19 protein-coding genes are annotated in these 26018 nt (G+C 67.1%); 9 read left to right on the top strand and 10 right to left on the bottom strand.

What is annotated here, in order from left to right:
* Positions 1–80 precede the first annotated feature (80 nt).
* The 3 genes from HF877_RS09265 to HF877_RS09255 all read right to left on the bottom strand — a co-directional run bounded on the left by HF877_RS09265 (position 81) and on the right by HF877_RS09255 (position 1752).
* On the bottom strand, positions 81–722 hold the full coding sequence (locus HF877_RS09265) for a LysE family translocator (protein WP_169621076.1): 642 nt from the start codon (positions 720–722) through the stop codon (positions 81–83).
* Positions 723–891: 169 nt separating this feature from the next.
* Positions 892–1317: a hypothetical protein gene (locus HF877_RS09260; RefSeq protein ID WP_169620866.1), complete on the bottom strand. Its 426-nt coding sequence runs from the start codon at positions 1315–1317 to the stop codon at positions 892–894.
* Positions 1318–1479: 162 nt separating this feature from the next.
* A complete protein-coding gene (locus HF877_RS09255; RefSeq protein WP_169620865.1) occupies positions 1480–1752 on the bottom strand; it encodes a GlsB/YeaQ/YmgE family stress response membrane protein in 273 nt (90 codons plus the stop codon).
* Positions 1753–1963: 211 nt separating this feature from the next.
* Between HF877_RS09255 and HF877_RS09250 the strand changes: the two genes are divergently transcribed.
* Both HF877_RS09250 and HF877_RS09245 read left to right on the top strand, forming a co-directional pair.
* Positions 1964–3541, top strand: a complete 1578-nt coding sequence (locus HF877_RS09250; RefSeq protein ID WP_346765099.1) for an MFS transporter — start codon at positions 1964–1966, stop codon at positions 3539–3541.
* A gap of 75 nt (positions 3542–3616) precedes the next feature.
* Positions 3617–4291: a phosphatase PAP2 family protein gene (locus tag HF877_RS09245; RefSeq protein ID WP_240952198.1), complete on the top strand. Its 675-nt coding sequence runs from the start codon at positions 3617–3619 to the stop codon at positions 4289–4291.
* 18 nt (positions 4292–4309) lie between these two features.
* Here the strand turns inward: HF877_RS09245 and HF877_RS09240 are convergent, their stop codons facing one another.
* Positions 4310–5182 (bottom strand): TIGR03620 family F420-dependent LLM class oxidoreductase, encoded by an 873-nt coding sequence (locus HF877_RS09240; protein WP_206036873.1) that lies wholly within the window; start codon positions 5180–5182, stop codon positions 4310–4312.
* Between the two features lie 105 nt (positions 5183–5287).
* Here HF877_RS09240 and HF877_RS09235 point away from each other — a divergent pair, with 105 nt between their 5' ends.
* Together HF877_RS09235 and HF877_RS09230 are read left to right on the top strand one after the other, a co-directional pair.
* Positions 5288–6016 (top strand): Clp protease N-terminal domain-containing protein, encoded by a 729-nt coding sequence (locus HF877_RS09235; protein WP_169620864.1) that lies wholly within the window; start codon positions 5288–5290, stop codon positions 6014–6016.
* 82 nt (positions 6017–6098) lie between these two features.
* Complete coding sequence (locus tag HF877_RS09230; RefSeq protein WP_169620863.1) at positions 6099–8216, top strand: catalase; 2118 nt, start codon at positions 6099–6101, stop codon at positions 8214–8216.
* A 111-nt stretch (positions 8217–8327) separates the two neighbouring features.
* Here the strand turns inward: HF877_RS09230 and HF877_RS09225 are convergent, their stop codons facing one another.
* Together HF877_RS09225 and HF877_RS09220 are read right to left on the bottom strand one after the other, a co-directional pair.
* Entirely contained in the window at positions 8328–9974 is a 1647-nt protein-coding gene (locus HF877_RS09225; protein WP_169620862.1) for an acetolactate synthase, read from the bottom strand.
* 60 nt (positions 9975–10034) lie between these two features.
* On the bottom strand, positions 10035–11066 hold the full coding sequence (locus tag HF877_RS09220; RefSeq protein ID WP_169620861.1) for an FAD-dependent monooxygenase: 1032 nt from the start codon (positions 11064–11066) through the stop codon (positions 10035–10037).
* A 68-nt stretch (positions 11067–11134) separates the two neighbouring features.
* On the opposite strand from HF877_RS09220, the gene HF877_RS21615 reads away from it, so the two are divergent.
* The 3 genes from HF877_RS21615 to HF877_RS09205 all read left to right on the top strand — a co-directional run bounded on the left by HF877_RS21615 (position 11135) and on the right by HF877_RS09205 (position 18046).
* Complete coding sequence (locus HF877_RS21615; protein ID WP_169620860.1) at positions 11135–11704, top strand: TetR family transcriptional regulator; 570 nt, start codon at positions 11135–11137, stop codon at positions 11702–11704.
* A 302-nt stretch (positions 11705–12006) separates the two neighbouring features.
* Positions 12007–16602, top strand: a complete 4596-nt coding sequence (gltB, locus tag HF877_RS09210) for a glutamate synthase large subunit (protein WP_169620859.1) — start codon at positions 12007–12009, stop codon at positions 16600–16602.
* Positions 16595–18046, top strand: coding sequence for a glutamate synthase subunit beta (locus HF877_RS09205; RefSeq protein ID WP_169620858.1), 1452 nt, complete (start codon positions 16595–16597; stop codon positions 18044–18046). Before gltB ends, HF877_RS09205 begins: the two co-directional genes overlap by 8 nt.
* 64 nt (positions 18047–18110) lie before the next feature.
* On the opposite strand, the gene HF877_RS09200 is transcribed toward HF877_RS09205, so the two are convergent.
* The 4 genes from HF877_RS09200 to HF877_RS09185 all read right to left on the bottom strand — a co-directional run bounded on the left by HF877_RS09200 (position 18111) and on the right by HF877_RS09185 (position 23095).
* Complete coding sequence (locus HF877_RS09200) at positions 18111–19082, bottom strand: nitronate monooxygenase (protein ID WP_240952197.1); 972 nt, start codon at positions 19080–19082, stop codon at positions 18111–18113.
* Complete coding sequence (locus HF877_RS09195) at positions 19079–20812, bottom strand: class I adenylate-forming enzyme family protein (protein ID WP_169620857.1); 1734 nt, start codon at positions 20810–20812, stop codon at positions 19079–19081. The genes HF877_RS09200 and HF877_RS09195 overlap by 4 nt, the downstream gene beginning before the upstream one ends.
* Positions 20813–20861: 49 nt before the next feature.
* Positions 20862–22049 carry an acetyl-CoA C-acyltransferase gene (locus HF877_RS09190; protein WP_169620856.1) on the bottom strand — a complete coding sequence of 396 codons (1188 nt, stop codon included), beginning with the start codon at positions 22047–22049 and terminating at the stop codon, positions 20862–20864.
* 104 nt (positions 22050–22153) lie between these two features.
* The gene (locus tag HF877_RS09185) at positions 22154–23095 is read right to left on the bottom strand and encodes a helix-turn-helix domain-containing protein (RefSeq protein ID WP_346765098.1); all 942 of its coding nucleotides are present in this window, start codon (positions 23093–23095) and stop codon (positions 22154–22156) included.
* A gap of 155 nt (positions 23096–23250) precedes the next feature.
* Here HF877_RS09185 and HF877_RS09180 point away from each other — a divergent pair, with 155 nt between their 5' ends.
* Both HF877_RS09180 and HF877_RS09175 read left to right on the top strand, forming a co-directional pair.
* Positions 23251–24471 (top strand): acetyl-CoA acetyltransferase, encoded by a 1221-nt coding sequence (locus HF877_RS09180; protein WP_169620854.1) that lies wholly within the window; start codon positions 23251–23253, stop codon positions 24469–24471.
* A 15-nt stretch (positions 24472–24486) separates the two neighbouring features.
* Complete coding sequence (locus HF877_RS09175) at positions 24487–26004, top strand: carotenoid oxygenase family protein (protein WP_169620853.1); 1518 nt, start codon at positions 24487–24489, stop codon at positions 26002–26004.
* Positions 26005–26018: the final 14 nt, after the last annotated feature.

Raw genomic sequence — 26018 nt, 5'->3', positions numbered from 1 at the left:
TAGTATGTGAGCGAGGCTGCGATGGGTTCGAATTCGTGAGTATCGACGGTTCTCCCCCGTTACCGGCTGGCGGCGCAGTCTCAGGCGGGCGCAGGTCCTTTGCCGAGCGCAGTCTTCACTGCGAAACCCGCCAAAAGTGTCCCGGCAGCCCATCGCTGGGCGAGCATCACGCGCGGCCGGGCGAACAGGAAACCCGCGATCTTCGCCGCTCCGAGCACGATCATCCCGTTGACAGCGACTGCGATCACGATCTGGACCGCGCCGAGTTGGAGGAGTTGCAGCCACACCGGGCCCGATTCCGGAGACACGAACTGGGGGAGCAGCGCGGCGTACATCACTGCGATCTTCGGGTTGAGCAGGTTGGTCAGAAGGCCCATCCCGAAGAGCCGGCGATCGCTTACCGGATCCAGTTCGCGAGGGGAGAACAGGCCGCGTCCGCCGGGGCGGATCATTCCCCAGGCCAGGTATACGAGATACGCAGCGCCGGCCAGTTTCAGCACGGTGAACGCCGCAGGGACCGCGCCGAACACGACAGACAGACCGGCAACTGCCATCAGCAGATAGCAGAGGAATCCCACCCCCGTGCCCGCCAACGACACCAGGCCGGCGCGTCGGCCCTGTCCGATCGCGCGGGACGTCAGGTAGACCATGTTCGGCCCGGGGGTGAGCACCATGCCGAGCTCGATGAGGGCGATACCCCCTGCTGCGGCCGCATCGACGATCATCCGATTCCCCTCGAGAAGGCTGTCGACGCAGAATAAGCGGAATCGTCCGGCTGAGTCCGACCGCTCGGTGTCCGACCGCTCGGTCACGGTCCTGCACGTAAGGCCCCGCGAGGCTGCAGGGCTAATGCCCCGCGCCCGCCGGGGACGCGGAGCATCTGCGCCTTTGTTACTCGACGATGGGGAAGATCGACTCGCCGTCTTCGGGGCTACCGTCGATCTGGCCGCGGTCCACGCGGGAATCCTCGACTATGACCCCGTCGACTACTTCCGCATGTTTGACGGTGCCGTCGTCCTCGTCCGGATCTTCATCGATGACCTCGTCCACGAGGTCTTCGGTGAGTTCGTCGTCCGGCATCACCGCGACCGGCACTTCCGGCGGTGTTTCGGGCTCGATGTCGGGTTCTTCTTCGGCAAGCCGCTGGTCGAGCGATTCGCCTTCCTGCTCTTCGCGCTGTGTGGTGCCGAATTTGTCGGCTTCGCTCCATCCTTCGGGCGGATCGACAACTTCGTCGCCGTCGTCATTGCGTACTTCGTCCGCGTCGAGACCCTCGCTCGGGCTGAGGGTGTCGCCGGGCCCATCTTCGATACTCATACGGCATGAAATACCCGAGCCGGCAGGCCCCGAAACGAAGCGGGCTGTGGCGGAGACAACGAAAATGCCGGGCCGTGCGGGCCCGGCATTTCCTTGTCGGTGAGTTGAAGAGTCTTCGAGGGCCGGCGTCGTCGGCGGGCCCAGGAAGAGCTACCTCAGTCTTTAGCGGCGAACACCACGGCCGGTGACAGCCTTGACGAGGAACAGCAGGATCACAGCGCCGAGGAGGCAGGTCAGGAAGCTGAAGATCAGCCCACCGCCTTCGACATCGACACCGAACAGCTTCAGGAGGAAGCCGCCGATCAGGCCGCCGATCACACCGACAACAACGTTGAGGAGAATGCCCTGCTGGGCGTCAGTGCCCATGAACTTACTGCCGATCCAACCGGCCAAACCACCGATGATGATCCAGCCGAGGATTCCGAGTCCGAGCATCGCGCGGGTCCTTCCTTGAGACTTCGGTAGAGAGATTGACTAGCCCATACTGCTTCTTTGCCGAGGTGGTTATACCCGTTTTGTCACGATCAAACCGTTGGTGCACAAAATTGTTCGTTCCCGGTGACTTTCCGGGCGCAGGTTCGGCGTGGACGGACCACTTCGCCGAACAACGCGTGCCCGCGGAGTCGCAGGACGCACACTGTTTCTCGTGCTCCCATCCACGACGGATAAGCCCGCCCGCGCGCCACTGGTGCTGGGAACGCTCATCCTCGTCGCGGCGGTCGCGAATCTCAATCTCGCCGTCGCCAATGTGGCCCTGCCCGATATCGGGAAAGCATTCGACAGCAGCCAGACCGACCTGAACCTCATCGCGGTCGGATACTCGCTGGGTTTGGCGGGGTCGGTGCTCTATCTCGGTGCGGTCGGCGACCGCTACGGCCGAAAAACGATGCTGGTGCTGGGCATGACGTTGTCGGTGCCGATCTCGCTACTCGCCGGTCTGGCGCCGACCACCGAGGTGTTGTTTCTGGCGCGGGTGCTCGGTGGCATATCCGCGGGACTGGCCTTCCCGACAACGCTGGCCTTGATCACCGCGTTGTGGTCGGGTGCGGCGCGGACCCGGGCGATCGCATTGTGGTCCGCCATCGGCGGTGGTCTCACGTCGCTCGGCCCGCTCGTGGCAGGAGCACTGCTCGAGTGGTTCTACTGGGGATCGGTCTTCCTGGTGACGATTCCGCTGGCGGTGGCTGCCCTCCTCCTGACAATCGTGTTCGTCCCGAGGCACGTCAACGAGTCCACCGCTCCGGTCGACCACCTCGGCGGGGTCGTGTCTGTCGTGATGGTGGGGTCGCTCGTTCTCGGCATCACCTTCGCGCCGGTGAGCGGTATGCAGACCACCGCCATCTCCGCGGGTGTGATCGCACTGGCAGCCGGGGCCGTGTTCGTCATCCGCCAGCTTCGGGCGCCGAACCCGCTGTTCGACCTGCGGGTCGCGCGCCGCCGAATCTTCTGGGTCGCGGCGGTGGCGGGCATCATCGTGTTCGGATCGCTGATGGGATCGATGTACGTTAGCCAGCAGTATCTGCAGAACGTTCTCGGATATTCGACGCTGGCGGCGGGATCGGCTGCCTTGCCGGCCGCAGCGGTGATGGTGCTGGTGGCGCCGCAGTCCGCGAAACTCGTGGAGGCGTACGGTTCGCGGTTCACGTTGTTGTCGGGATACGTGCCGATTGCGCTCGCGTTGGTCCTGGCGCTGGTGCTGTGGGACGAGAACGCCCGCTACTGGTCGATCGCCCTCGTATTCATGTTGATCGGTGCGGGCATCGGCCTCGCAGGGACACCCGCCTCCCACTCGCTCACGAGTTCGGTTCCGGTCTCACGGGCCGGAATGGCGTCGGGTACCTCGGATCTGCAGCGGGACCTGGGTGGCGCCATCATGCAGTCGACTCTCGGTGGACTCCTGACTGCCGGCTACACCGCTTCGTGGGCGGCGACGATCGCAAGCGCACCGGACGCTCAGTCCGTCAGCGAGCAAACGCAGGCAGCCCTCGAGAAGTCGTTTGCCGGTGCTGTGCATGTCGCGGAGAGCAACCCGCAATATGCGGAGCAGATCATGTCCGCGGCCCGCACCGCCTTTCTCGACGGTGACGATCGTGCGTACGCCGCAGCGATCGTGATCGTGGTCCTCGGAGCTCTGCTGGTGTTCTTCGTGTACCCGAAGCGCGACGGCGAAAAAGAACTTCTCGCGCACTACGCGGAGGAGGACTCCCTGGAAACGGCCGAGTAGCGATCGGTCGGGCCACTGCATCGCGGTCGCCTGCCGGTCTACGCCTCGGTGCAGGGCCGCGATAGCGTCGTGCCCATGAGTTTCGTCGAGGCTTCACCCGCCGTTCGCACGCGCTTGTCCCGGGCGACGCTCCGGCGTGCGATGCTCACCGCCGTCGTCCTGGCTGTCCTCGCACTGGCGGCTGTCCCTCTGCACGAGGAGTTGTACACCGCAATCGCCCGCACCATCGGGGCGTCGCCGCTGGCGGAGTTGGCGGGTGTGGTCGCGGAGAAGGGGCCGCTGGTACTGGTCGCGACGTTTGCGGTGCTGGCGGTGCGGTCCTGGCTGCGCGACCGCGGAGCGCTCCGGATCATGGTGGCCGGTGGCGCAGGAGCCGTGGTGGCGTACCTGACGAGTGAGCTCGTCAAACTCGTCATCACCGAGCCCCGGCCGTGCCGGGCATTCGACGTGACGACCGTCCTGGAGTGCCCCGAAGTGGGCGACTGGTCGTGGCCGTCGAACCACTCGGTGATCGCCGCGTCGCTGGCGACCGCCTGCGTTCTGGCCGTCCCGCGCATCATCTGGTTCGTTGCGCCCGTGGCGGTGCTGCTGGGATTCTCCCGGGTCGCCGGCGGCGTGCACTACGTGCACGACGTGCTCTCGGGTTTCGCCCTGGGCGTGCTCGTCGTCACGGGCATCACCGTTGCGCTGCTTCCCCTCGTCGACCGTCTCTACCTCCGGCTCCCGGACCGATTCGAGCGCACGGACTGACGCTCCGCGGGACGGCGTTCAGCTGATGAGTGCCGCTGCCAGTTCGCGGTAGTCGGCGGCCGGGAACGCGTTGGGATCGGCGGTCAGCACCTGGATGGCCACTTCGTCGGCGCCCGCGCGGTAATGCTTGTCGATGCCGGCGACGACGCAGTCGAGATCGCCCCACGGAATCAGCGCGTCCATCAGCCGGTCGCTGCCTCCCCCGGCCACGTCGTCCTCGGTGTACCCCAGACGCAGCAGGTTGTTCGAATAGTTCGGCAGTGACAGGTAGCCGCGCATGTATTCGCGCGCGATGCCACGAGCGGTGTCCTCGTCGCTCTCGAGCACGACGGCGACCTCCGGGGCGAGCAACGGACCGGCTCCGAGGATTTCGCGTGCCTGTGCGGTGTGTTCGGCAGGAACGAAGTACGGATGAGCGCCGGCCGCTCGTGCCGCCGACAGGGCGAGCATGCGCGGGCCGAGGGCCGCGAGGACACGGCGCTCGGCGGGAACCGGCGGCTGGGCGGCGTCGAGCGCGTCGAGGTACTCGACCATGTGGCTGTACGGCTTGGTGTAGGTGTGCGCAGCCTTCGCGTCGACGACGGGAGCATGGCTGGTGCCCACGCCGAGCAGGAACCGGCCCGGGTGTTCCTCCTCGAAGCGCGCGACGGTCGCGGCAACGTCGGCCGGTTCCGCATGCCAGATGCTGACGATGCCGCTCGCGACGCCGAGGCGCGTCGTCGCATTCAGGACTTCGCCGTACACGGGCGGAACGCCCTCGCCGAATCCACCCGACGTCCACAGTCGCTCGTAGCCCAGATCGTCGAGTTCACGGGCCGCGTCGAGCGCAGCCTCCCGGGTCTTTCCGCTCAGCCAGAACCCGCCGCCCCACACACTCACTCGTCGCGTCATGCACTCGACGATAACCGGAGGGCGGCGCCTGAGCCCCGCTACCTGAGCCGGAACGGCCGTCAACCAAGGGTTGACGAGCCTGGATCGTCAACCTAGCGTTGACGCATGGAACCCCTACGACCGACCCATCCCATCCGGCTCGACGACCTCATCGAAGGAATCAAGCAAGTCCATCCCGACGTCCTCGACCAACTCTCCGACGCCGTGATCGCCGCAGATCACCTGGGCGACATCGCGGATCACCTCATCGGCCACTTCGTCGATCAGGCGCGACGCTCGGGAGCGTCGTGGTCCGAGATCGGCGCCAGCATGGGCGTGTCCAAACAGGCGGCCCAGAAGCGATTCGTTCCGAAGCGAGAGAACGACCTGGATCCCGAGCAGGGGTTCTCCCGATTCACGCCACGTGCCAAGAACGTCGTCATGGCGTCGATGAACGCAACCCGGGCCGCGGGCAACCCCGAGATCGCGCCGGCGCACCTCGCTCTCGGCCTCCTCACCGACACGGACTCGTTCGCTGCGCAGGCGCTCATTGCCCAGGGGATCGATCTCGAGGCGCTGCGCACCTCGATCACAAGCGCCCTGCCTGCTCCGTCGAGTGAGTCGATGCCCGAACTGATCCCGTACGACGCGCAGGTCCGGAAGATCCTCGAGCTGACGTTCCGGGAGGCGCTGCGCCTCGGGCACAACTACGTGGGGAGCGAGCACATCCTTCTCGCGGTGCTCGAAGTGGAGAACGGTTCCGGCGTGCTGTCGGCGGCCGGAATAGGCAAGACACGCACGGAAGGGGAGATACAGAAGATGCTCGGTGAGACCCAGGAGACCACACAGGATTGAGAGCGCGCCGAATCGGTTTGTCGCGGGGGCATTCGGGTACTCGAAGAGAACCATCGCGCACTTACCGATCGGAGTTTTCGATATGGCAGGGCAACCCCCTAAGGTTCCGGGCGCACCCGCGTCCATCGAGCCACAGCTCACAGAACCCACGACACCGGTTGATGCTCCCGGAACGAAGCCCGACCAGCAGCAGCCGGCGGGCGTGACCGCAACGGGCAACAAGGTCGACATCGACGGTGCCCGCGCCCAGAGCGGCGCATTCCTCACCACCGGGCAGGGCGCGCGTCTCACCGATACCGATCATTCCCTCAAGGCAGGGGCACGCGGGCCTGTTCTTTTGCAGGACCATCACTTCCGCGAAAAGATCACTCATTTCGACCACGAACGCATTCCCGAGCGTGTAGTCCATGCGCGAGGCGCCGCCGCTCACGGAGTGTTCCGCGCCAACGGTGCAGCCACGACGGTGACCCGTGCCGGGTTCTTGAAGAAGGGCGCGGAAACGCCTGTCTTCGTACGGTTCTCGACTGTTCTCGGTTCGAGAGGCTCGGCGGACACCGTTCGCGACACGCGTGGATTCGCGACCAAGTTCTACACCGACGAGGGCACTTTCGACCTGGTCGGTAACAACATTCCCGTGTTCTTCATCCAGGACGCCATCAAGTTCCCGGATGTCATCCACGCCGGAAAGCCGCACCCCGACAGGGAGATTCCGCAGGCACAGAGCGCGCACGATACGTTCTGGGACTTCGTCTCGCTCCACACCGAGGCCACCGCGCACACGATGTGGAACATGTCCGACCGCGGTATTCCGCGCTCGTACCGGATGATGGAGGGCTTCGGCGTCCACACCTTCCGGCTCGTCAACGAGGCGGGCGAGACTTCTCTCGTCAAGTTCCACTGGAAGCCGCGCTTGGGCGTGCACTCCCTGGTGTGGGAAGAAGCCCAGATGATCAACGGCTTCGACCCCGACTACCACCGCCGCGACCTGGCCGACGCCATCGAGGCCGGGGCATACCCGCAATGGGATCTCGGGGTGCAGGTGTTCCCCGACAATCCGGAACAGACCTTCGAGGGCATCGATCTGCTCGACCCGACGAAGATCGTGCCGGAAGAACTCGCTCCGGTGCAGATCATCGGCACCATGGAGCTCAACGCCAACCCCACCAACTTCTTCGCGGAGACCGAGCAGGTCGCGTTCCATCCCGGCCACCTCGTGCCCGGTATCGACGTCACCGACGACCCGCTGTTGCAGGGGCGCCTGTTCTCCTACCTGGACACCCAGCTCACCCGGCTCGGCGGGCCGAACTTCGGCCAGATTCCGATCAACCGCCCGCACGCCCCCGTCAACGACATGCTGCGCGACGGGTTCCACCAGCACGCGGTCCACAAGGGCGTCGCGCCGTACAAGCCGAATTCGCTGGACGGGGGATGTCCGTTCTTCGCCGGTGCCGACGAAGGGGCCTTCATCGACTTCCCGGTCGAGCTGCCGGCGGCCCAGAAGGAACGCGCCCTCTCGCGGAGCTTCGACGACCACTACTCGCAGGTCCGCCAGTTCTACAAGAGCCTGTCGGAGATCGAGAAGGAACACGTCGCGTACGCGTACACCTTCGAACTCGGCAAGTGCTACGAGCAGACGATCAAGGAGCGTCAGCTCCAGATCCTCGCCAACATCGACGCCGATCTGTGCGCGACGGTGGCGGCAGGGCTCGGTCTCGAGGCGCCCGCACCCACGATCGAACTCGTCGATCCTGCCCCGAGCCCGGCGCTGTCGCAGGTGGGCAAGACATGGCCGGTTCAGGGCCGCATCATCGGTGTCGTCGCGGACGACACCAGCGACCTCGATCAGGTGCAGGCCGCGGTGAAGGCGATCGACGGCGCGGATTGTGTGCCGCTGGTCATCGCACCGCACGGCGGGAAGCTCGGCGGCGTTGTTCCGATCTCCCGAACGTTCCTCACCGCACGGTCCGTCGAGTTCGACGCGGTTCTCTTCGCCACCCCCGCACCCGACCCGCGGGCACGGCTCCTCGTCGACGAGACGCTCCGGCATCAGAAGGCGGTTGCCGCGTGGGGCGACGGCCGGGCGTTGTTCGAGGGCGTCGCGGCACCGGGCGTGGTCTCTGCGACCGGTCCGGAAGACGCCGTCAGCGCGGTGTTGGAGCTGCTCGGTACCCACCGAGTCTGGGAACGAACCGCGATGTGACAGAGTTCACCTGAGCGCGACTTACGGTTTCGAAAGCTCCGCGTTATTCTTTCGTTACCTCTGGCCGCAGCTGATGTTCATCGCTGCGGCCAGTTGTTGTTTACGGGCCTTTCAGATGCCCGTGGTCGCGCGAGGATAGGCCGCCTCCGTGTCGGTGAGAACGTTCACCACATAGGGGACCCCCGACGAGAAAGCCCTGTCCAGGGCCGGGCCGATCGCCCGGGGATCGGCGACCATCTCACCCCCGGCACCCAACGCGACCGCTACCTGGTCGTAGCGGGTGCCGGGGGTGAGGTCTGCCGCGACGTCATACCCGTACAACATCTGCATCGGCCCCTTCTCGAGCCCCCACGCCGAGTTGTTCCCCACCACGATCACCACCGGCAGCCGGTGCCGCACCAGGGTGTCGACGTCCATCAGCGACATCCCGGCGGCTCCGTCGCCGAGCAGCAACACGACCTGGCTCGACGGCCGCGCTATCCGCGCCGCGATCGCCGCCCCCAGACCGGCACCGAGGCATCCGTACGGTCCGGGGTCGAGCCACAGGCCCGGCTTTCGCGGCTCGACGAACTTTCCCGCGAAGGACACGAAGTCACCGCCGTCCCCGATGACGACGGCGTCGTCGGCCAGGCGCGGGAGAAGCTCACCGTAGATGCGGGCCGGATGGATGGGGTCCGAGTCGGCGGACAGCAGCGCGGTATCGCGAGCGGCCGCCTCGAGCGTGAGAGCGCGCAACCGGTCCGCCCACGCCCGAATATCCGGCCTTGCGGGCAAGGCCGAGAGAATGCCGTCGAAGCACGCCGTGAGATCCCCGGCCGCGGAGGCCGCGAGTTCGGCATGTGCCGAGATCTGGCCGGGGGAGTCCGCGATGTGCACGACCTGGGCGGCCGGCCCGCCGTCGCGGCCTCCGAACCGTCCGTACCCGAGCCGGAAATCCAGCGGGGTGCCCACGACCAGCACGAGATCGCACGTGCCGACCGCCGCGCTCCGTGCTTTGCTGACGAGCAGCGGATGACCGCCGGGGACGATGCCGCGTCCCATGCCGTTGGTGATCACCGGTATGCCCAGTTCGTCGACGAACCAGAGGGCCGCGTTCTCGGCGCCGTCCGCCCACACATCGGTGCCCAGGACGAGCAGGGGCCGTTCCGCGCTGGTCAGCAGCCGGGCGATCTCGGCCAGGTCCTCCGAATCCGGCTCGAGGCGGGAACGCACATGCGCCTGCGGCCGCGGCGCCGTCACTCGTCCGTACAGCTCGTCCATCGGGACATCAACGAAAGCCGGTCCGCGATGCGGGGATTCGGCCGCGGTGAACGCCGCATCCACCGTCGGGCCGACCTCACCGACGGTGCGGGCCGTCTCCGACAACTTGGTGACCGACCGGAACAACGGGGGCTGATCCAGTTCCTGGAGACTGCCCGTGCCCCAGCGCGCATTGGGGGCGCGGCCGCCCAGTACGACCAGTGGCGAGCCCGCGAAGTGGGCCTGCGTGACGGCGCTGATCCCGTTCGTGACGCCCGGCCCGGCGGTGAGTACCGCAAGGCCCGGATGCCGCTCGAGCTTGCCGGTCGCCTCCGCCGCGAACACCGCCGTCTGCTCGTGTCGCACGTCGACGAGACGCATCCTCGACTCGCCTTTCACCGCGGCGTCGTACAGGGGGAAGACGTGGGCGCCGGAGAGGGTGAACATCGTCTCCACACCGTGTGCGCGGGCCACAGCGGCGGCGTGATCGCCACCGTGCCCTTCCAATTCGGGGCTCATGCGCCCGAACGCTACGACGCGGCGGAGGGCCGTGGGTTCGGTTCGAAGGAACCCGGGGCGTCAGGCGAATCTCGAGGTGGCGCGCACCGCCGCGTTGCGCGCGGTGGTGAACCGGGTGGCGGTCGCGACCCCGGCCAGCATCCGGGAGGCCCGCACGAGTCGCTGGGTGCGGTGCCGGCGCGCGCGGTCGTAGCGATGGAGGGCTTCGGCGACGGGGTGGTCGCGAAGCAGGACGGCGAGCGCGGAGGCGTCGACGATCGCCTCGCAGGCACCGCGGCCGAGGTTGGGTGCCATCGCGTGTGCGGCGTCGCCGATGAGGGCCACCTTGCCGCGGACGTACGACGGCAGCGGTGGCGACTGGTACAGGTCGTGATGCAGCACCATAGAGGGGTCGAGGCGATCGAGTACGTCGAGGACCGCGGGGTGCCACTCGCGGAAGCGCTCGCGGAGGTCGGGAACACCGCCGGTCGAGTCGGCCGGCGCGCGGACCGCCGCGAACCAGTTGGTGAGGTCGCCGTCCCGGGGTGTGATCCCGAACAGCGCGTTCGGTCCCCAGCTTTCGCTCAGTGAGGCGGCACGCCCGTCGACCCATCCTCGCCATGCGGTGAATCCGGTGTAGACCGGCCGGAACCGCGACCCGAAGAGGGCGTCGCGGGTCGCGCTCCCGATGCCGTCGGCGCCGACCACGACGTCGTATCCGGAGAGATCCGGTGCCGCCGGCGCAGTGTGACCGAAGTGCACTGTGCCATCCGGTAACCCGGCGGACAGGAGCTCGAGCAACGGCGGCCGCGACAGGAGGACGGCGGGCCGCCGGAGATTCTCGAGGCGCGCGATGGGCAGGCCGTCCCAGCGCAGGAACCACCCCGAGGTCTGCAGCACTCCCCGTTTCTCGGCCTCGCCTCCGAGGCCGGCGACCTCGAGCGAGGCAAGTGCCTCGGGCCACAGTCCCAGCGCGGTTCCGGTGGGAGGCAGGCCCTCCGCGCGTTCGAATACGTCGACGTGCCAGCCGAAGCGGACGAGTGCGTTCGCAGCGGTGAGCCCGCCGATGCCCCCACCGAGAATCGCGGCCTTCCCTGCGTGTGTCCCGCTCATGCACCGCAATCTACTACGTTTGTAGTGTGGTGTCACTACAAACGTAGTGACCGGTTTATGCTGGGACCGTGACCGACAAGCGTGCCGCTGTGCTCGACGCCGCCATCGAGGTTCTGGGAGGGGACGGGGTGCGTGCCCTCACCCATCGCCGCGTCGACGCACGTGCGGGTGTTCCCGCAGGTTCGACGTCGAACTACTTCCGGACCCGGGGTGCACTCGTCGAGGGGGTACTCGATCGCCTCCTCGAACGTGATCGCCAGGATCTGGCGGCACTGACGGCGGACGGCACGGCACCGGACCGGCGAGGCCTCGAGGTCCTGTTGCGGGAGTACGTGCTCTACGCGACCGGTCCGGACGCGGTGCGCACCCGCGCGCGACTGGCGCTGTTCGTCGAATCGACCACGGTCCCGGCTCTGCGCGAGTCGGTGGGAGCGAGGCGCGGAGAACTGCGGGCGTGGGGCAGGGAAATCCTTGCCGCGCTCGGCGCCGACGACCCCGAGACCGCCGCGCAGATCGTGGTGGACTACGTCGACGGGGTGATCCTCCACCGCCTCACCTCCGAGGACGACGCGACGGACCCGCAGACCGGCATCGGCAGGATCCTCGACGCCGTCCTGCAGCGAACCGCGGTTATGTGAACGGCTCGTCACAGGCGTGTCAACGGGGCATTTACGCAGGTCAGCCCCAAGGTAGGGCAGCCTATGTTGCATTACCCCCGGTGACCTGGCATATCGTTTCCTCCAGAGCGGTGGGCCCACGATGTCCCACCGGTCGCCAGACCCGTCTCGTGCTGCCGACAAAAGGCACCCGCACCGTCGCGGATGAGCGGATACTGGCGGTGTCGAAGGTATCGGGACACCCGGCCGATACCCGTCTACGGCAGTAGATGGCCATCAGCGCTGCTGGTCGTCGGTGCTATCGCACGCAACGAAGGCTAGGTATGACTCTTCTCCCCGGGCCTCAAGGGCTCTACCACCCCTCGAACGAGCACGATTCCTGTGGCGTCGCGTTCGTTGTCGACATGCACGGTCGCCGAAGCCGCGACATCGTCGAGAAGGCGATCACCGCGCTCGTCAATCTGGAGCATCGCGGTGCTGCGGGAGCGGAGCAGAACACCGGCGACGGCGCCGGCATCCTCATTCAGATTCCCGACGCCTACTTCCGCGCTGTCGTCGACTTCGACCTTCCCGCCGAAGGCGCCTACGCGACGGGTATCGCCTTCCTGCCCAAGGGCACGGAAGCCGCCGATGAGGCTGTTGCACAGGTGAACCGCATCGTCGAGGAAGAGGGCCTCGAGGTCCTCGGCTGGCGTGAGGTGCCCGTGGACGAGTCGGAACTCGGCTCCATGGCGATCGACGCCATGCCGACCTTCCGCCAGATCTTCGTCGCGTCGGGCGCCCGCGCCCTGACCGGCATCGACCTCGAGCGCCGTGCCTACGTGGTGCGCAAGCGCACCGAGCACGAACTCGGACACGAGGGCCCCGGCGAGGACGGCCCCGGCCGCGAGACCGTGTACTTCCCGAGCCTGTCGGCGTCGACCTTCGTCTACAAGGGCATGCTCACCACGCCGCAGCTCAAGGGCTTCTACGTGGACCTCCAGGACGAGCGCGTCGAGTCGGCTCTCGGTCTGGTGCACTCGCGCTTCTCCACGAACACCTTCCCGTCGTGGCCTCTCGCGCATCCCTTCCGCCGCGTCGCACACAACGGCGAGATCAACACCGTCACGGGCAACGCCAACTGGATGCGTGCACGTGAGGCACTGATCGACAGCGACATCTTCGGCGGTCGCGACAAGCTCGAGAAGATCTTCCCGGTGTGCACCCCGGGTGCCTCGGATACCGCGCGGTTCGACGAGGTTCTCGAACTTCTCCACCTCGGTGGCCGCAGCCTGCCGCACGCGGTGCTCATGATGATCCCGGAGGCGTGGGAACGGAACACGGCCATGGATCCGGCCCGTCGTGCGTTCTACGAGTACCACTCCGCGCTCATGGAGCCGTGGGACGGCCCCGCGTCGGTGTGCTTCACCGACGGTGTCGTCATCGGTGCGGTGCTCGACCGCAACGGTCTGCGCCCGTCGCGCGCCTGGGTCACCGACGACGGCCTGGTCGTGATGGCGTCCGAGGTGGGTGTGCTCGACATCCCCGCCGAGAAGATCGTGAGCAAGCGGCGCCTGCAGCCGGGCCGGATGTTCCTCGTCGACACGGCCAAGGGCCGCATCGTCGAAGACGAGGAGATCAAGCGCGAACTCGCCGCCGAACTCCCGTACCAGGAGTGGGTCGAGAAGGGCGTCACCCGTCTCGAAGACCTGCCGCAGTCGAAGTACACCTACATGTCGCACGAGCGGGTGGTGTTGCGGCAGCAGGTGTTCGGATACACCAACGAAGAGGTCGACCTTCTCGTCAAGCCGATGGCTGCCACCGGTGGTGAGGCGCTCGGTTCCATGGGCACCGACACCCCGATCGCTGTGCTGTCGTCGCGGCCGCGGATGCTGTTCGACTTCTTCTCCCAGCTGTTCGCGCAGGTGACCAACCCGCCGCTGGACGCGATTCGCGAAGAGATCGTCACCAGCATGGGCGGGATGCTCGGGCCCGAGGGCGACCTGCTCGACCCCACCGCCGCGTCGTGCCGGCGCATCCTGCTCTCCGCACCGGTGATCGACAACGACGATCTGCAGAAGCTCATCCACGTCAACGACGAGAAGCAGTTCCCGGGCTTCAGCAGCGTCATCATCCGCGGCCTGTACCCGGTCGCGGAAGGCGGAGCCGGTCTGGAGCGGGCGCTCGCGAGCATTCGCGCGCAGGTGTCCCAGGCCATCGAGAAGGGCGCACGCCTGATCGTGTTGTCGGACCGCGAGTCCGACGAGAAGCTCGCGCCGATCCCGTCGCTGCTGCTCACCTCCGCGGTGCACCACCACCTCGTGCGGGAGAAGACGCGCACGCAGGTCGGTCTGCTCGTCGAGGCGGGCGACGCCCGCGAGGTGCACCACATCGCCGCGCTGTGCGGTTTCGGTGCGGCCGTGGTCAATCCGTACATGGCGTTCGAGAGCATCGACGAGTTGCTGCAGAACGGCGACCTGCCGGAGGGCATGACCCTCGACAAGGCCATCGCCAACTACATCAAGGCCGCGTCGAAGGGCGTCCTCAAGGTGATGTCCAAGATGGGCATCTCCACGCTCGCCTCGTACACGGGCGCGCAGCTGTTCCAGGTCATCGGCCTGTCGCAGGACCTCGTCGACGAGTACTTCACCGGCCTGCAGTCGCAGCTCGGGGGCGTCGGCCTCGAAGAGATCGCCCACGACGTGGCAGCCCGTCACCGGTCGGCATTCCTCGACCGGCCGTCCGAGCACGCGCACCGCGAGCTCGAGGTGGGCGGTGAATACCAGTGGCGTCGTGAAGGTGAGTACCACCTGTTCAACCCGGACACGGTGTTCAAGCTCCAGCACGCCACCCGCACCGGTCAGTACAAGGTGTTCAAGGAGTACACGAAGCTCGTCGACGACCAGTCGCAGCAGCTCGCGTCGCTCCGTGGCCTGTTCGAGTTCAAGACCGGTTTGCGCCCCGCCGTGCCTCTCGAGGAGGTCGAGCCGGCGAGCGAGATCGTCAAGCGGTTCTCCACCGGTGCGATGAGCTACGGCTCCATCTCGTCGGAGGCCCACGAGACTCTCGCGATCGCGATGAACCGTCTCGGCGGCCGATCGAATTCCGGTGAGGGCGGCGAACATCCCGACCGCTTCACGCCGGACGAGAACGGCGACTGGCGGCGCTCGGCGATCAAGCAGGTCGCGTCCGGCCGGTTCGGTGTGTCGTCGCACTACCTGACGAACTGCACCGATATCCAGATCAAGATGGCGCAGGGCGCCAAGCCCGGCGAGGGTGGACAGCTCCCGCCGCACAAGGTGTACCCGTGGGTCGCCGAGGTGCGTGGTTCCACGCCGGGTGTCGGCCTGATCTCGCCGCCGCCGCACCACGACATCTACTCCATCGAGGATCTGGCCCAGCTGATCCACGACCTGAAGAACGCCAACCCGCAAGCCCGCATCCACGTGAAGCTGGTGTCCGAACTCGGCGTCGGCACGGTCGCGGCGGGCGTGTCCAAGGCGCATGCCGACGTGGTGCTCATCTCCGGTCACGACGGTGGCACCGGCGCGTCGCCGCTGACCTCGCTCAAGCACGCCGGCGCACCGTGGGAGATCGGCCTGGCCGAGACCCAGCAGACGCTCATGCTCAACGGTCTTCGCGACCGCATCGTGGTGCAGGTCGACGGCCAGATGAAGACGGGCCGCGACGTCATCGTCGCGGCGCTGCTCGGAGGCGAGGAGTTCGGTTTCGCCACCGCGCCGCTCGTGGTCTCGGGTTGCGTCATGATGCGCGTCTGTCATCTCGACACCTGCCCCGTGGGTGTCGCGACGCAGAACCCCGTGCTGCGCAAGCGTTTCACCGGCAAGCCGGAGTTCGTCGAGAACTTCATGCTCTACATCGCCGAAGAGGTGCGCGAGTACCTCGCGGAGCTGGGCTTCCGCAGTCTCGACGAGGCGATCGGGCAGGTCGACTGCCTCGACACCCGCAAGGCCGTGGACCACTACCGCGCGTCGAAGCTGGACCTGTCGCCGTTGCTGCAGAAGGTCACCTCGCCGATCTACGGCGAGCAGGACATGCACTGCACCAAGGAACAGGACCACGCACTCGACAAGGCGCTCGACAACGACCTGATCGCCAAGGCGCAGCAGGCTCTCGAGTCCGGCACGCCCGTCGAGATCGACACGGCCGTCGCGAACGTCAACCGCACGGTCGGCACGATGCTCGGCCACGAGGTCACCAAGAAGTACGGCAAGGACGGCCTGCCGGACGGCACGATCGACATCACGTTGACGGGATCGGCCGGTAACAGCTTCGGTGCCTTCGTGCCTCGCGGTATCACGCTGCGCCTGTACGGGGACGCGAACGACTTCGTCGGCAAGGGCTTGTCGGGTGGCCGCATCGTCGTGCGTCCCCCGCTCGACGCCGCACCGGGATTCGTGCCGGAAGACAACATCATTGCCGGCAACGTGATCCTGTTCGGTGCCACCGGCGGTGAGGTTCTCATCCGCGGTGTCGCAGGCGAGCGTTTCGCAGTCCGCAACTCCGGAGCCACGGCCGTCGTCGAAGGCGTCGGCGACCACGGCTGCGAGTACATGACGGGTGGCAAGGTCGTCATCCTCGGCAAGACCGGCCGCAACTTCGGTGCGGGCATGTCCGGTGGCGTCGCGTTCGTGTACAACCCGGACAAGGACTTCGAGGACAACCTGAATACCGAGCTGGTCGACCTCGAGGATCTCGAGGGCGAAGACTTCGTCTGGCTCAAGGGCGCGGTCGAACGGCATCGTGACGAAACGGGCTCCGACGTTGCAGCCCGCATCCTGGCCGACTGGTCACAACAGGTCAGCCACTTCGCGAAGGTCATGCCTCGCGATTACAAGAAGGTGCTCATGGCTATCAAGGACGCCACCATTCGTGGTGGGAACGTGGACGAGGCGATCATGGAGGCAGCTCGTGGGTGATCCAAGCGGCTTCCTCAAGCACGGGTCGCGCGAGACTCCGGTCCGTCGTCCCGTCCCCCTCCGGCTGCTCGACTGGAAGGAGGTCTACGAGCCTTTCCCGCTCGAGACCCTCCAGGTCCAGGCGAGCCGCTGCATGGACTGCGGTATTCCCTTCTGCCACAACGGCTGTCCGCTCGGAAACCTGATTCCCGAGTGGAACGACCTGGCGTACAAGGGCAAGTGGGAGGACGGCATCGAACGCCTCCACGCCACCAACAACTTCCCGGAGTTCACCGGGCGGCTGTGCCCGGCACCCTGTGAGGCGTCGTGTGTCCTGGGCATCAACCAGGATCCGGTGACGATCAAGCAGGTCGAGGTCGAGCTGATCGAGAAGGCCTTCGAGGACAACCGCGTCAAGCCGGTGCCGCCGTCGAAGCTCACCGGTCGCAAGGTGGCGGTCGTCGGGTCGGGTCCGGCAGGACTTGCTGCGGCGCAGCAGCTTACGCGCGCGGGGCACACGGTCACGGTGTTCGAGCGGGCCGACCGCATCGGCGGACTGCTCCGCTACGGCATTCCCGAGTTCAAGATGGAGAAGCGGTTCATCGACCGCCGTCTCGCACAGATGGAGGCCGAGGGCACCGTCTTCCGGACCGGAGTGAATGTCGGGGTCGACATCACGGCCGACGAACTGCGCGAGCAGTTCGACGCCGTGGTCCTCGCCGGCGGTGCGACGGTGGCGCGCGATCTGCCCATTCCCGGACGCGAACTCGACGGGATCCATCAGGCGATGGAGTTCCTGCCGATCGCCAACCGTGTCCAGTTCGGTGACCTCCCCGCGCCGACCATCACGGCGGAAGGTAAGAAGGTCGTCATCATCGGTGGCGGCGACACCGGTGCCGACTGCCTCGGTACGTCACACCGTCAGGGTGCGGTGAGCGTCAGCCAGTTCGAGATCATGCCGCGCCCGCCGGAGCAGCGCGCCGACTCGACGCCGTGGCCGACGTACCCGTTGATGTACCGCGTCTCTTCGGCACACGAAGAGGGTGGCGACCGCGTCTTCTCCGTCAACACCGAGCAGTTCGTCGGCGAGGACGGCAAGGTCACGGGTCTCCGCGCCCACGAGGTGCGCATGGTGAACGGCCGTTTCGAAAAGGTCGAGGGAAGCGACTTCGAACTCGAAGCCGATCTCGTCCTCCTCGCGATGGGCTTCGTCGGGCCCGAGAAGCCGGGCCTGCTCACGGATCTCGGTGTTGACCTCAACGAGCGCGGCAACGTCGCCCGCTCCGAGGAGTGGTCCACCAATGTCGACGGCGTGTTCGTCGCCGGCGACATGGGGCGTGGCCAGTCTCTCATCGTGTGGGCCATCGCCGAGGGTCGCGCATGCGCGGCGGCAGTGGATCGATTCCTCGAGGGAGCAACGGCGCTTCCCGTTCCGATCACCACCAGCACGATGCCGCAGCGCTGACGCTGCCGAACGACAGGCGGGGCCGCACACGAGAGTGTGCGGCCCCGTTTGTCTCTTCCGGGACCTACCGAAGAGTCCGGCCTGCGAAGCGGCTTGTCGCGGCCGCGTATTCGGCGGCGAGGTCGTCGACGATGGATTTCACCGGCGTGACGCCGTCGATCAGGCCCAGACCCTGGCCCGCGGCCCAGATGTTCTTCCACCGCCCCTGCACGTCCGCACCGGCGTTGTAGTCACGGCCGGCCGGTGCGGTGAGGGCGTCGGGATCGAGACCGTTCGCAACCAGGCTGGGACGCAACCACGAGGCGCTGGTCCCGGTGATGCCGGAGCTGACGACGAGATCGTCCGGTCCGTGCTCGACGACCATCTGCTTGTAGTCGTCGGACGCCATGCTTTCCGTCGCCGTGAGGAACCGGGTGCCCATGTAGACGAGATCGGCGCCGGCCGCGACGGCACCTGCCACACCCCAGCCGTCGGCGATGCCCCCGCCGATGACGAGCAGCCCGTCGAAGAACTGCCGTACGGCGGAGACGAATGCGAACGGGGAGAGATGGCCCGTGTGCCCCCCTGCTCCCGCCGAGATGCACGCGAGTCCGTCGACTCCGAAGCCGGCGGCTTTACGGGCGAGCCGGACGGACACCACATCGGCGAGCACCAGTCCGCCGTATCCCTTGACCGTCTCCATCACCGGTTCCGGAGACCCCAGAGCCGTGATGACCACAGGCGGGCGATGCTCGGCGACCAAGCGCAAGTCCTCCTCGAGACGCTGGTTGGAGCGGTGGGTCACCAGGTTCACCGCCCACGGCGCGGCATCCGGTCCCGCGGCGGCGACACCGTCGGAGATCGTCCCCATCCAGCGGTCGAGTTCGGCGGTCGTGCGGCAGTTGGGCGTGGGGAAGGAGCCCACGATTCCGGCCGCGCTCGCCGCGATGACGAGTTCCGGGCCGGACACCAGGAACATCGGGGCCGCGACCACCGGGACGCGCACGCGCGCGGGAAGGTCGATCGAAGTGGAGTGGGGTGCTGTGGACATGCTCATAGGGATTCCAGGAGGTCGGTGCGAATGTGGCGTCGCAACAGTTTGCCTACCGCGTTGCGCGGCAAGGTGTCGACGAGTTCGATGCGTTCGGGCAGTTTGAACGACGCGATGTCCCGCGCGCGAAGGTGCGCCGTGAGGTCGTCGAGTGTCGGGGTGGCGCCGGCGGTGGGAACCACGACCGCACAGCATTTTTCGCCGAGTACTTCGTCGGGGATACCGATGATCGCGACTTCGGCCACCGCCGGGTGGTCCTGCAGCAGCCCTTCGATCTCTGCCGGTGCGATATTCATACCGCCCCGGATGACGATCTCCTTGATGCGGTCGACGAAGCGCAGGTACTCGCCGTGCTCACCGCACAACTCGAAAACGTCACCGCTGCAGAGGAAGCCGTCCTCGTCGAACGGGGACGACGTCGCGGTGCCCTCGAGGTAACCCGCGAAGACGGTGGGCCCCTTCAACCGGAGTTCGCCGCGGCCGCCGATGGTGTCGACCAGGGCGCCGGTCACGGGATCGATGAGGCGTACCTCGGTGCTGCGGCTCAGACGCACCACCCAGGACCGGTCCGGCGCCGCGTAGTTGGGCAGATGCTGCGCGCGGACGGTCGGGTCCGGGATATCGCCCGGTGCACCGAGAAGGCACACGCCCTCGTTGGATCCGAAGAAACTGATCACCTCGACCCCGTGGTCGTTCTGCCAGGACGCCACGACGGACGGCGGCAGCGGTGCGCCACCCGCCCCGACGCGCGTGAGCGACGAAAGGTCGAACTTGCCGCGCAGGGCGTCGTTCTTGAGCAGCATCGTCAGGATCGCCGGGGGCATGGTGGTGTGGGTGGCCCGGTGGTGCTGGATCTGGCCCAGATAGACCGCGATGTCCAGGGGGTGGTGGTGGACGAGGTGACCTCCACCGAGGAGCCAGGGCAGCAACGCCGCTGCGAACCCGGCCATGTTCACCAAGGGGAACGGGTTCACGAGCACGGAATCCTCCGTGGTTTCGAGGCCGTCCTGCACCCCTCGGCCCACCGCGAGCCAATCGGCGTGGCACCGGGGTACGCCCTTGGGCGCCGCCTCGGTACCGCTCGTCCAGCACACGGTGACCCGGTCGTTGACCGTGCGTACCACCGCGGCCGCGTAGGTATCGGCCTCGTCGAGGAGGGATGCGGGCACCGATGCGGTGTCGATCTCGACGGCCTGTTCGGGCACGTGCGGTCCGAAAGCGAATACGGTTCCGAGGGTCCGGTGGCCGGAGACCAGTTCGGACGCTTCGGTGGCGAGTGAGCGGTCGCCGAGTTTACCGACGGTGACGACGGCGACGGCAGAACACGCATCGACGATGCCGGACAGTTCGTGACGGCGATACGACGCGGGCATCGGGGTCGCCACGGCGCCGAGGCGCCACAGTGCCAGGTATGTCGCGGTGAGGGCGACCGAATTGGGCATCTGCACGGCAACCGTGTCGTCCTGCCGTATTCCACGCGCGTGGAATACCGCAGCGACCCGCCGCACGAACTCGTCGAGTTCCTGCCATGTCAGCGACCGGGGCTGTGCCCCGGTGAGATCCACCAGGTTGGCCGGGTCGGTGGTCGCAGCATGCGAAGGCCTGCGCTGTACCCAGGAATCGAAGAGGTCCGGGAGCGTCTCGTCCTGCCACCAGCCTCGTTCCAGGTATTCGGAGACTGTGGCGTCGGGATGGCACGCGCGTGCGGTGGGCGGGAGGGAAAGAGGTGTCGACATCAGGGGGCCTTTCGCGAAGTCCGGGTGGGAAAGCGGTCGCGGGTATCGCTCACAGCCGGCGGAGCACCAGGGCTGAGCCGAGACCGAGGGCTGCGGGGATGGTGACGAGCGCATGCTCGCCTCCGGTGCGTTCGAGCTGGTCGAGTGCGTGAGCCACGAGAATGCCGCCGGTGGCCCCGAGCGGATGTCCGACGGCGAGAGCGCCGCCGTGGACATTGACGCGGGCCGGGTCGAGGTGCAGTTCCTCGATCATCATCAACGGTGTCACGGCGAAGGATTCGTTGATTTCGACAATGTCGAGGTCCTGCGCGGTGATGCCGGCACGTGCGAGCGCCCGGTGCGCTGCGGCCACGGGAGCGGTAAGAAGCGGTGAGCGGACCGCGCTCTGCGCCGTCCCGACGATCTGGGCGCGGGGCCGCATCGACAGCGCCGCACCGGCTTCGGCGTCACCGATCAGAATCGCGGAGGCTCCGTCTGCCAGCTGGGGCGCGGTCGCGATCGTGTGCAGTCCCGCCGCCGGGCGCGGTGAATCCGGCAACCGGCGGGCGACCCGCTCCCATCCGGCGTCTTCTCCGAAGAGCGCGGGCAGCGCGGCGAAATCGTCGAGTGTCACTCCGGGGCGCGGGCCCTCGTCCGAATCGAGTTCGGTATCGCCGACTTTCATGCTGATCAGGGACGGCGAGGGGGGAGCGGTGGCGGCACGTCCGTGCGAGGCGACCGCGTAGGCATCGAGCAGCTCGCGGGTGAACCCGTACCGTGCCGCCGTGAGATCGGCCGACACCCCGATGGTGACGAACCCGGTGCGTTCACCGAGTTCGGGGTCCACGGCGATCGGGGGCGAATCGGAGAACATCGGCACCCGGGACATCGATTCGACGCCCCCCGCGACCACCGCGCGCGCCGTACCGGCGGCCACCCGTGCGGCTGCGCCTTCGATGGCATCGAGCCCGGAGCAGCACAACCGGGAGACGACGCCGCCGGGGATGTGATCGGGCCAGCCCGCCCACTGCACGGCCGCTCTGGTGAGGTCGCCGGCTTGTTCTCCGGTGGCGGTGCTGATTCCGAGGAGCACGTCGTCCACAACCTCGGATGCACCGCAGCGTTCGTCGAGTGCGGTGAGAAGCCGGGCGATCAGCTCGACCGGGCGTACGCCTGCCAGGGTGCCGCCGCTCTTGCGCACGCGGGCACGGGGGAGGCGGACGGCGTCGTAGATGTACGGGGGATTGATCCGATTCACAGATTTGCTCCGACTCGTTGAATGTCGTGACCCGAGTCACTACAGCTAACGAAGTGATACCGGGTGACATCGGTCGGTGTCAAGATGGGGACCGAAGGCCCGCGTCAGGGATGGGGCAGCATCGGCTCGATCCGCGCACTGTGCCGATCCACCGGCCCGTCGCATCCCCTGCACTGAAGTTCCGGATGCAGGATCGCGCCGCACTCGCGGTGCAGGATCCGCAGCGGCCCGGGCGCCTCCGGGAAGGCCTGTGTGGACCACCGGATCAGGAAGACGAACACGCCGAACAGCGCACGACCACGGTGCGTCAGGCGGTATTGGCGGTCGGTACCGGACGGGTGGCCGAGGATCTGCGCGGCGCACAGCCGGGCGAGGCGATCGGTGAGCGTCGTCGGGGAGATGTCCAGCGCCGACCGGAATTCTCCGAACCGGCGGGCTCCGGCCAGTGCGAGACCGGTGATCGCGCCGCTCCAGCGATCACCCAGAGCCTCCATCACCGCGTTGAACTGCATGTCTGCCGACACGCTCTTGCCGGCGGGCCCGCGGGTGGAGCGCCGCCGGGCCCCGGAGGTCACGGTCCAGATCGCTTCCGCATCCATCTCGATGTCCGTGTCGTGGGTGGTGACGACGGTGCCGCAGGATCCACAGCGGATGACGGCGGGACCACGGTGCCCGCAGGCGTCGTGCACCAGGTCGGGCTGCCACGCACCTTCGGGTGTCCATTCCCGTTGCCAACTCCAGATGCACACGAGGATCGGCCAGGTGGCGGTCCCGAGATCGGTCAGCAGGTAGTCGTGTCGATCCGAGCCGGCCGACTGCGGGGAGCGTTCCAGCACACCCGCCGCCGCCAGTGACTGGAGCCGGTCGGTCAGCACCGAGGACGGGGCTCCCGTGAGTTCGAGCCACTGGTTGAACCGGGTCGTGCCGCTCACGAACGCGTGGCCGAGCAGCGCGAGTGTGAGGCGGTCGCCGAGCAGATCGAGCGTGGCGGCGACCGGATTGACGGTCCCAGCCCGGTCGCTCGGCACGGTATTGCTTCGGGTCACGGGCCAACCTCCTCCGGTGCGCATTCGTCGTTGCGTGGCTCACACCAAGATGCTTCAATAACTGTACTAAACGGGGACGGCGGGCTTCACCGTCGCGGAATTACTCTCCCAAGACCTCCACCGACCCGTCGAACCGATCTCGAAAGCGAGACGACATGACATCAGCCCAGGTGTGGATCGCCGGCGGCTACCAGAGCGACTTCGCCCGCAACGTCACCAAGGAAGGCTTCGACATCGGCGATCTCACCGCCGAGGTCGCGAGCCGCACGCTCGACGACGCGGGGATCGGCGCGAGCGAGGTCGACGTCGTCCACGTGGGCAATGCCTTCGGCCAGCTCTACACCGGGCAGGGCCACCTCGGGGCGATGCCGGCGTCCATGATCCCCGAATTGTGGGACGTTCCCGCGAGCCGGCACGAGGGAGCATGCGCGTCGGGCTCTCTGGCGATTCTCGCCGCGATGGCCGACCTCGAATCAGGGCGTTACGACTGCGCACTCGTCCTCGGTGTCGAACTCGAGAAGACCGTGCCGGGCGACGTCGGCACGAACTACATGAGTCCGGCCGCGTGGGTGGGGCGAGAGGGCCAGGACGCAAAATTCATGTGGCCCTATATGTTCGATCGCATCGCCGGTGAGTACACGAGACGGTACGGACTCGACCCGGCGCATCTGTGGGCCATCTCCGAACTCAATATCCGCAACGCCCGGAGCAATCCCCGCGCGCAGACCCGGACGCGGTCTTATTCCCCCGAATCGTTCACGGCCGACGACACCGCCAATCCGCTGGTGGAGGGCAGCCTGCGCAAGATCGACTGCGGCCCCCTCACCGACGGAGGAGCGGGCGTGGTCCTCGTCAGCGATCGGTACGTCGCCCGGCACCCGGACTTCGACGCGCACCCCCGCTCCCGGATTCTCGGCTGGGGTCACCGCACCGTCGGGCTCTCCCTCGACGAGAAGCTCGCACGCAGTTCGGACGGCGGCTTGATGTTTCCGCACCTCGCGGACACCGTCGCGGACGCATACGGACGCGCCGGAATCGGAGATGTGGACGAACTCGACCTGATCGAAACACACGACTGCTTCAGCATCAGCGAGTACGTGGCGATCGACCACTTCGGTCTCACGCCGCCCGGCGAAAGCTGGCGGGCCGTGGAAGCCGGCGATCTCGAGATCGGCGGCCGGATGCCCATGAACCCCAGTGGGGGACTCCTGGGCGGAGGACACCCGGTGGGGGCGACGGGCGTGCGCATGGCGCTGGACTGCCATCGCCAGGTCACCGGTACCGCCGGTGACTACCAAGTCGACGGCGCCCGACGGGCGGCCACCTTCAACTTCGGTGGTAGCACCACCACTTCCGTATCCCTCATCATCGGCTGAGCCGAAGGAGCATCGATGGACCTCGAAATTCTCGGCCGCGCATTGTCGACGCTGCCCACCGACGACGACCACCCCTATCGCACGGGGCCGTGGCGACCCCAGGTCACCGAGCACCGCGCCGACGATCTGGAGGTCGTCGGGGAACTGCCCGCCGATCTCGACGGGGTGTACATCCGGAACACCGAGAATCCGGTGCACCCTGCCCAGCAGGGCCGCTACCACCCGTTCGACGGTGACGGCATGGTGCATGTCGTCGGCTTCCGCGACGGGAAGGCGTTCTACCGGAACCGGTTCGTCCGGACGGACGGCTTCGTCGCCGAGCAGGAAGCCGGCCGCGCACTCTGGGCGGGAATCGCCGAGAATCCGGCGAAGTCGGAACGCACCGACGGATGGGGTGCGCGCACGAGGATGAAGGACGGCTCGAGCACGGATGTCACCGTGCACAACGGGGTCGCGCTCACCAGTTTCTGGCAGTGCGGCGACTTGTACCGGGTGGAACCGATGTCGCTCGAGACCGTCGGCAAAGCGGAGTGGGGCGGCGACTTCCCGTCGAACCTCGGAGTGTCGGCGCATCCCAAGGTCGATCACCGCACCGGGGAGATGCTCTTCTTCAACTACGGAACGGACGCGCCGTACATGCATTACGGCGTCGTCGACTCGTCCGACAAACTCGTGCACTACACCGACATCGAATTGCCCGGTCCCCGGCTACCCCACGACATGGCGTTCACCGAGAACTACGCCATCCTCAACGACTGCCCGCTCTTCTGGATACCCGAAGCCCTCGCGGCGGGTAAGTACGTCTCGCGTTTCCACCCCGATATTCCGATGCGCCTCGGCGTGCTCCCGCGGCGCGGCGGCGGGAGCGAGATCAGGTGGTTCGACGCGGCTCCCACTTACGTCCTGCACTGGACGAATGCCTACGAGGACGGCGACGAGATCGTCCTGGAAGGGTTCCACCAGGAGACACCCGAGCCGGAGGACACCGGGAACGGGTCGATCTACCAGCGCATGTTCCGCTTTCTCGCTCTCGACAGAATGGGCACGCACCTGCACCGGTGGCGCCTGAACCTGCGCACCGGCGGCGTCACGGAAGAGCGCCTCTCCGAACGGGTCACGGAGTTCGGCATGATCAGTCCCGTACACACGGGAGTACCGCACCGCTACACGTATGCGGCGACGGGCCTGCCCGGGTGGTTCCTGTTCGACGGCCTCGTCAAGCACGACTCGCTGACCGGCGCCGAGGAGCACTATGCGCTCGGTGAGGGAGTGTTCGGAAGCGAAACCGTGATGGCGCCGCGGATCGGGTCTTCGGGTGAGGACGACGGATACCTCGTCACCATGACCGTCGACATGAACCGTGATCTGTCCGAGTGCCTCGTCTTCGACGCACAGCGTCTCGCCGACGGCCCGGTCGCCCGGATTCGTCTTCCGGAACGGGTCAGTTCGGGCACGCACTCCACGTGGGCGTCGGGCGCGGAGATCCCCGGGTGGCGGACCGCCGAGCGGCCCGAGGACGCAGTCGGTTTGTAACCAGGGTGTGCCGG

Source organism: Rhodococcus sp. BL-253-APC-6A1W (assembly GCF_012843405.1).
Classification (GTDB): domain Bacteria; phylum Actinomycetota; class Actinomycetes; order Mycobacteriales; family Mycobacteriaceae; genus Rhodococcus.
This window is presented reverse-complemented; position numbering and strand designations above follow the sequence as displayed.